Origin of the sequence: Ruminococcus sp. AF17-1AC (assembly GCF_003461385.1) — a bacterium.
GTDB classification, from domain to species: Bacteria; Bacillota; Clostridia; order Oscillospirales; family Ruminococcaceae; genus Hominimerdicola; species Hominimerdicola aceti.
The window spans coordinates 1-5,531 of record NZ_QTWZ01000036.1; the positions used below are offsets into that span (position 1 = coordinate 1).

The following is a 5,531-nucleotide window of genomic DNA, read 5'->3' on the forward strand; positions in this document are numbered from 1 at the left end:
GGAAAAGGTGCAGGCGGTACTCATTGGAGAATTGAGGCTAACGGCTCTGAGGGCGTTGTAATTAATAACAAGGCCGACGGTAAAACAGCGACCGCTATGAATATGTCGGCTTTTAGGATCACAAAGACCGATGTGACTTTTGAGATAGATAAGTATAATACAAACGGTGATCTTGTGGGAAAATCAAGCGTTGATAATTCTACTGCGGTATATGGAATCTACAGCGATAAATCCTGCAAAAACAAGGTTGCCAAAATCAAAATCGGCAGCAATGGAAAAGGCTCTGTAAAGCTGCCAAACAAGACTTATTACGCAAAGGAATTGAAGGCTCCAACAGGTTATTCAGTTGATCCGACCGTATATACAATCAAAGCAGGAAAAAACAAGGTGAAAGAGGACTATGAAACAGGAACAATCAAAATTAACAAAACTGCCGAGGATGGCATAATCAGCGGCAGGGAGTTCAAGATATCCTATACCTATAACGGTAAATCTCTTGCCGAAACTGATAAAACCAATGCAAAAGGCATTGCGGTATTTGATGATCTGAGGGTAGGGTAACGACAGTGCGAGATGGCTCTGCGAAAAAATCTCTGTAAATTAATCAACTGTGATAAAAACGTTAGTTGGGAATGGCATAAAATTTGCCACTCTAATTTTTTTACAGTACACAATGCACTCTATAGACTAACTTAGATTTTCTCATCCGCTCTATAGAGTTGCTTGGACTTTATTATACACCAAAGTTCAATTGTTTGGAAGTCGTGGATTTATTTTACGCTTACATAAAATCAACACATAATGTCCAAAAAATACAAATAATTTGTTTGCTTATTTGTAAAAAACACCATTGACAATTGCCGACTTTTGGAATATACTTAATGAATTAGACAATATAGTGTCTCATTTAATGCTTATTCTGTTTTAAAGGTGATAAAATGATAAAATGTGAATTAATGCGAATTTTCAAAAGTACAAAGGGCAGATTAATTATTTTATTGATGTTTTTGCTGCCATTAATAGATTTTATTCAACATATTTATAATGACATTATTTTATTTGGTTCTTTTGACCCTGAAAATCACCCTGCTTTTACAAGCTTTTTGTCAGGTTCAACAATGGGGCATTTTACACAAATACTGCTTTCTTTTATATTGCCATTATATTTCTTGCTTTTATATGCGGATAGTTATACAACCGATAGAAACAGTGGCTATTTAAAATGTCTGATAATGAGAGTAGGAAAAAAAGAGTATTACAAAACAAAATTTAAAATTGCAGCAATTGTTCCGTCTGTAATAATGTTTTTCTCTCTGCTTTTGAATTTCTTATTGTGCATAATTTTTTTTCATAGCGGAAGTTCGTTCGGAGGCATGGAGGAATACTATCATGATATGAATAAATGGTTTATATTTGGCTATAACCACCCATATATTTACTATTTTATTTATATAATAACCTACTGCTTCGTCTGTGGTCTTTGTAGTGTTTTAGGATTATGCTTTTCAATTATTTTCAGAAATCATTATATAGCTTACCCTGTTTCATTTTTTGTTTGGATAATTCAGGCAATTTTTCCCTACGGTGTCGGAAATTCCATACAACCTTTTACTGAGTACGGATTTAATCATTATCTTTCAGGCTTAATTATATTTTCAGCTACTGTATTGATGGTTTTTATAGTTACTTATTTTATGGGGTTAAGAAACAAAGATGAAATATAAGAAAAAACATTACATATATTTTTTACTGACATTTATTTTCTTTTTGTTCTATCACTTTACTGTTGAAAGGAAAAACAAATATATATCCATGGCAAATGGAGATAATTTAATTAAAGATGCAATTGATAATACAGTGAACACTGCCGGATATTTGTGGTATAACAACACAGCAACAATTTATACATTATTGTTTGCATTTCTGTTTGGTAGTACTCTCTTGAAGCTTAATTGTCAGAATGTTATTCGAATTTCAAGAGAAAAGATTGGAAATAAAAATCTGATAAATTCAATTTTTTGCTCTGTTATGTTTTCAGTTGCCTTTTGCCTGCCACATTTGATTTTTATGTGTGTGAATTTTAGTAAAAATATACTATTTCAAATAAACTTTTTTGATATTTTTGCTCTGCAATTTTCAGCATATGTTCTTTATTATCTGTTGACAAGTCAAATTATGATATTTCTGTACTACATTACATTAAATTCTATTTTAAGCGGTATTCTTGTATTTATAGTTAATTCTGTTATGATGTTTATTTATAAACTACTGCATCTTAATACACCTATATTTTTTACACTTGTCTGCACCAAATATTATAATACAGATATGAAAAATTTGAATATAGTTTCAGATGTTCTGATGTTTGTTCCAATAATAATTGTGTTTGTAATTCTGAATAAAATCAAAATAAAGAATAGAGATGTTTTGTAATTATTTAAATAAGAACAGAAGTATCTGATCTAATGATAAGTAAATCTCATCACTATTTGAAATTTCAATACTTATGGATTGCTTCTTGTCAGTGAGAGATATATGCCCACTTCTGACGTTTCAATGAAGCAGGGGACTCACACTATGTTAAAAAAAATGTTATTATATATTCCGATAATTTTTCTTTCGGCACTTTTTATGCAAAACTCTCTTCCCAGCAGAGGTCTTTTAGGTTTAATTGAAGGGGTAAATATCAGAAACAGCAATATGCTTGTTGCATCGGATTTTCTGTTTATTTCACTGGTTGTTTTCAATTTATTTGGCAATTGTGAAAAATACCTTTATGGTTATGGAAAGTATGAGCTTTTGCGATATAAAAAAAGAACTTTAATTCTTGGGAAAATAATTCTGAAATCATTCTTGTCAGTATGTGTATTTTGCCTGACCCGGATAATTATCTATGCTTTTTTATTATTTATCCGCAACGAAAAAATTATTGATTTTACAGTTGCAGATATTTCAAATTATATTTTCACAAGCATTTTATCATTGTTCTTTATCAGTATACTGCAAATATTGGTTGAACTGAAGTTTTCATCATTTGCAGGCGTAATTACAGCTTTTTCATACTACATAGTTTCCACAATTCTGGGTGGATACTTTATTGAAAAGGAGCAATATTTTCCGTTACTGTTTTTAACTACAAACTTTTCAATGAAAAACCGGACAGATTTAATATCAGCTGATTTTGTAGATTTATACATTTTATATTTAATTTTGGCTTTTGCAATTATTGTATGTATTTTTTTATGCAGGAAAATCATAAAACAAAAAGATATCTTTTAGGAGGATATGCAATGTCTGAAATAATTATAGAGAATTTATCCAAAACAATAAAGAATAATAAGATTCTTGATAATGTAAATCTGACTTTTGAAAGTGGTCATGTTTACGGACTTGTTGGCAGAAACGGCAGTGGAAAAACTATGCTTTTGCGTGCCATTTGCGGCTTGATTTTTCCTGACAGCGGCAAAGTAATAATTGATGGCAAGCAGTTGCATAAGGATATTTCTTTCCCTGAAAGCTGTGGCATAATTATAGAAAATACAGACCTTTTGCCTAATTTTTCAGCTTTTGATAACCTGAAAATGCTTTCAGAAATAAAAAATACAGCTAATGATAATATGATAAAATCTGCAATAAAATCAGTAGGACTCGACCCCGACAGCAAGAAAAAAGTAAAAACTTTTTCACTGGGAATGAAACAACGATTAAGTATTGCTCAGGCATTATTTGAAGATCCTGACATTCTCCTTTTGGATGAGCCTACAAACGCTCTGGATGAAGATGGTGTCAATGATGTCAGAAGAATCCTGTTAGAACAAAAGAAAAAAAACAAGCTTATAATCATTGCAAGTCATAATAAAGAGGATATTTCGCTTTTGTCCGATACAGTTATATCAGTTTCCAATGGTAGATTTCAGCGTAAGTAATAATATGTTTTTGTAATAAATTGGAAGGCTTTTAAAATGAAAAATAGTTTAAAGAAGAAAGTTATAAGCATTAGTATGTGTGTTGTTGCAGTATCAACTTTAATGATTCCAAGTGTATTTGCAGCATATAAAGATAATAATATAGGTTTTTCTTTTAGAATTCAGGGTAGTGTAGATAATGCACAAGCTCCTAAGTCAGAATTCAGGAATACAAGTGATAACTCTAATAGTTGGAAAGTACAAATGAGTAAATCTGGTGAAGGTCAACATACTATTACAAATTTTTGGATAGTAAACAAAAATGGTAGAAGTGCAAGTTCAGAATATTCTATAAAACAAGGAGATTCTGCACGATATAAGAGAGCAAATGATAATGGCGATCATATAAATGTTTATCTTACTGCTGAAAATAATAATTTTATGTCTTCTAAAACATATACTGTAACTGGATATTGGGATGAAGAAACAGGTGTATATTTATAAAAAAATAGTAAGCAAAAACAATCAAATATAAAGTATTATTACAAATGAACATATTTTTACTCATAAAGTGATCTCATTTCCCACTTAAACAGACCCTCTGAAGAAAAGTCTGTAAAAAGTCAGTCAACTGTGATATAATAAAAATAACACAGGAGGCTGATTTTTTATGGGAAGAAGAAAAAGAGAACCAATGAGCGAAGGAAAAAAGAACATCATCGGAATGCTGCTCGAGGAGTATGGTATCCGATATCACAGACCGCCTCCTTCCGCAGATAGAGGACTGGCAGAAACGTCCTCTTAACGAGGTTTATTCCATTATATTTATTGATGCTGTACATTTTTCTGTACGATGCCGCTGAGAAACTGGGACCTAGTTCTGTGAAAGCAATCAGGTCTATATCGGTGATAAACTAATATGCAAATTTGATAGCAATTATACATATTGGTGAGACTAAATGAATGTTCACCCTTAAAAGCCCGTAAATACGGGCTTTTTTCATGTTTTCCAGCCGAAAATTTTTAGTGTAAAACCATGGATGCTTTTTCATGATTTTCACCGACCGAAGGGGTTTGAACCCTACACAACGAAAAAATATCCAACAGATCGGCAGACTTTGAGCAGATTTCGCTCTGAGCCTGCCGATTTTTTTATGAAAAAACATTCACAAAGTTTAGAAGGCTGTTTTGTCAAATATCACGAAATGTGATAAACGACAAAGCGATCTTTTTTGTTTCAAAGGAGGCTTGATAACAAATATACTATAAAAAGGGAATCTAAAACGACTGGAGGTGATCAAGTAAGAAATAAACAGCAGTCAGACCGATGATATGACCAAAGACCCGATATGGGAATGACGATGTGAGGCAGAATATGATTTACAACGAAAAGAAGGTAGAAATGCTCAGGCAGAGATATCCCGAAGGAACTCGGATATGCCTTGACAGTATGGATAACGATCCCCGTCCGATTCCACCAGGTACTAAAGGCATAGTTCAATTTGTGGACGATGCAGTAACTCTGCATTGTAAATTTGACAACGGAAGAACGCTTGGGGTTATCCCCGATGTGGATAAGTTCCATAAAATCGCTCAGGAACAGGCTCTGAATGATACGCAAAGGCA

General features: G+C 32.5%; 6 protein-coding genes and 1 pseudogene. All 7 read left to right on the plus strand.

Going from position 1 to position 5,531, the window contains the following annotated elements; all coding sequences use genetic code 11:
• A partial coding sequence (locus DWW81_RS13335; RefSeq protein ID WP_181982754.1) for a prealbumin-like fold domain-containing protein occupies positions 1 to 561 on the plus strand: 561 nt, incomplete at its 5' end.
• 377 nt (positions 562 to 938) lie between these two features.
• Positions 939 to 1,724 (plus strand): hypothetical protein, encoded by a 786-nt coding sequence (locus DWW81_RS12810; RefSeq protein WP_117858025.1) that lies wholly within the window; start codon positions 939 to 941, stop codon positions 1,722 to 1,724.
• Between the two features lie 853 nt (positions 1,725 to 2,577).
• The gene (locus DWW81_RS12820; protein ID WP_178182405.1) at positions 2,578 to 3,279 is read left to right on the plus strand and encodes a DUF2705 family protein; all 702 of its coding nucleotides are present in this window, start codon (positions 2,578 to 2,580) and stop codon (positions 3,277 to 3,279) included.
• An 11-nt stretch (positions 3,280 to 3,290) separates the two neighbouring features.
• Complete coding sequence (locus DWW81_RS12825) at positions 3,291 to 3,926, plus strand: ABC transporter ATP-binding protein (RefSeq protein ID WP_117858032.1); 636 nt, start codon at positions 3,291 to 3,293, stop codon at positions 3,924 to 3,926.
• Between the two features lie 36 nt (positions 3,927 to 3,962).
• On the plus strand, positions 3,963 to 4,409 hold the full coding sequence (locus DWW81_RS12830) for a DUF2712 domain-containing protein (protein ID WP_117858034.1): 447 nt from the start codon (positions 3,963 to 3,965) through the stop codon (positions 4,407 to 4,409).
• A 236-nt stretch (positions 4,410 to 4,645) separates the two neighbouring features.
• A pseudogene (locus tag DWW81_RS12835) lies at positions 4,646 to 4,759 on the plus strand (transposase); the annotation flags it as partial.
• Between the two features lie 509 nt (positions 4,760 to 5,268).
• Positions 5,269 to 5,531 (plus strand): DUF4314 domain-containing protein (locus DWW81_RS12840; RefSeq protein WP_243004750.1); only part of this gene is annotated, 263 nt, incomplete at its 3' end.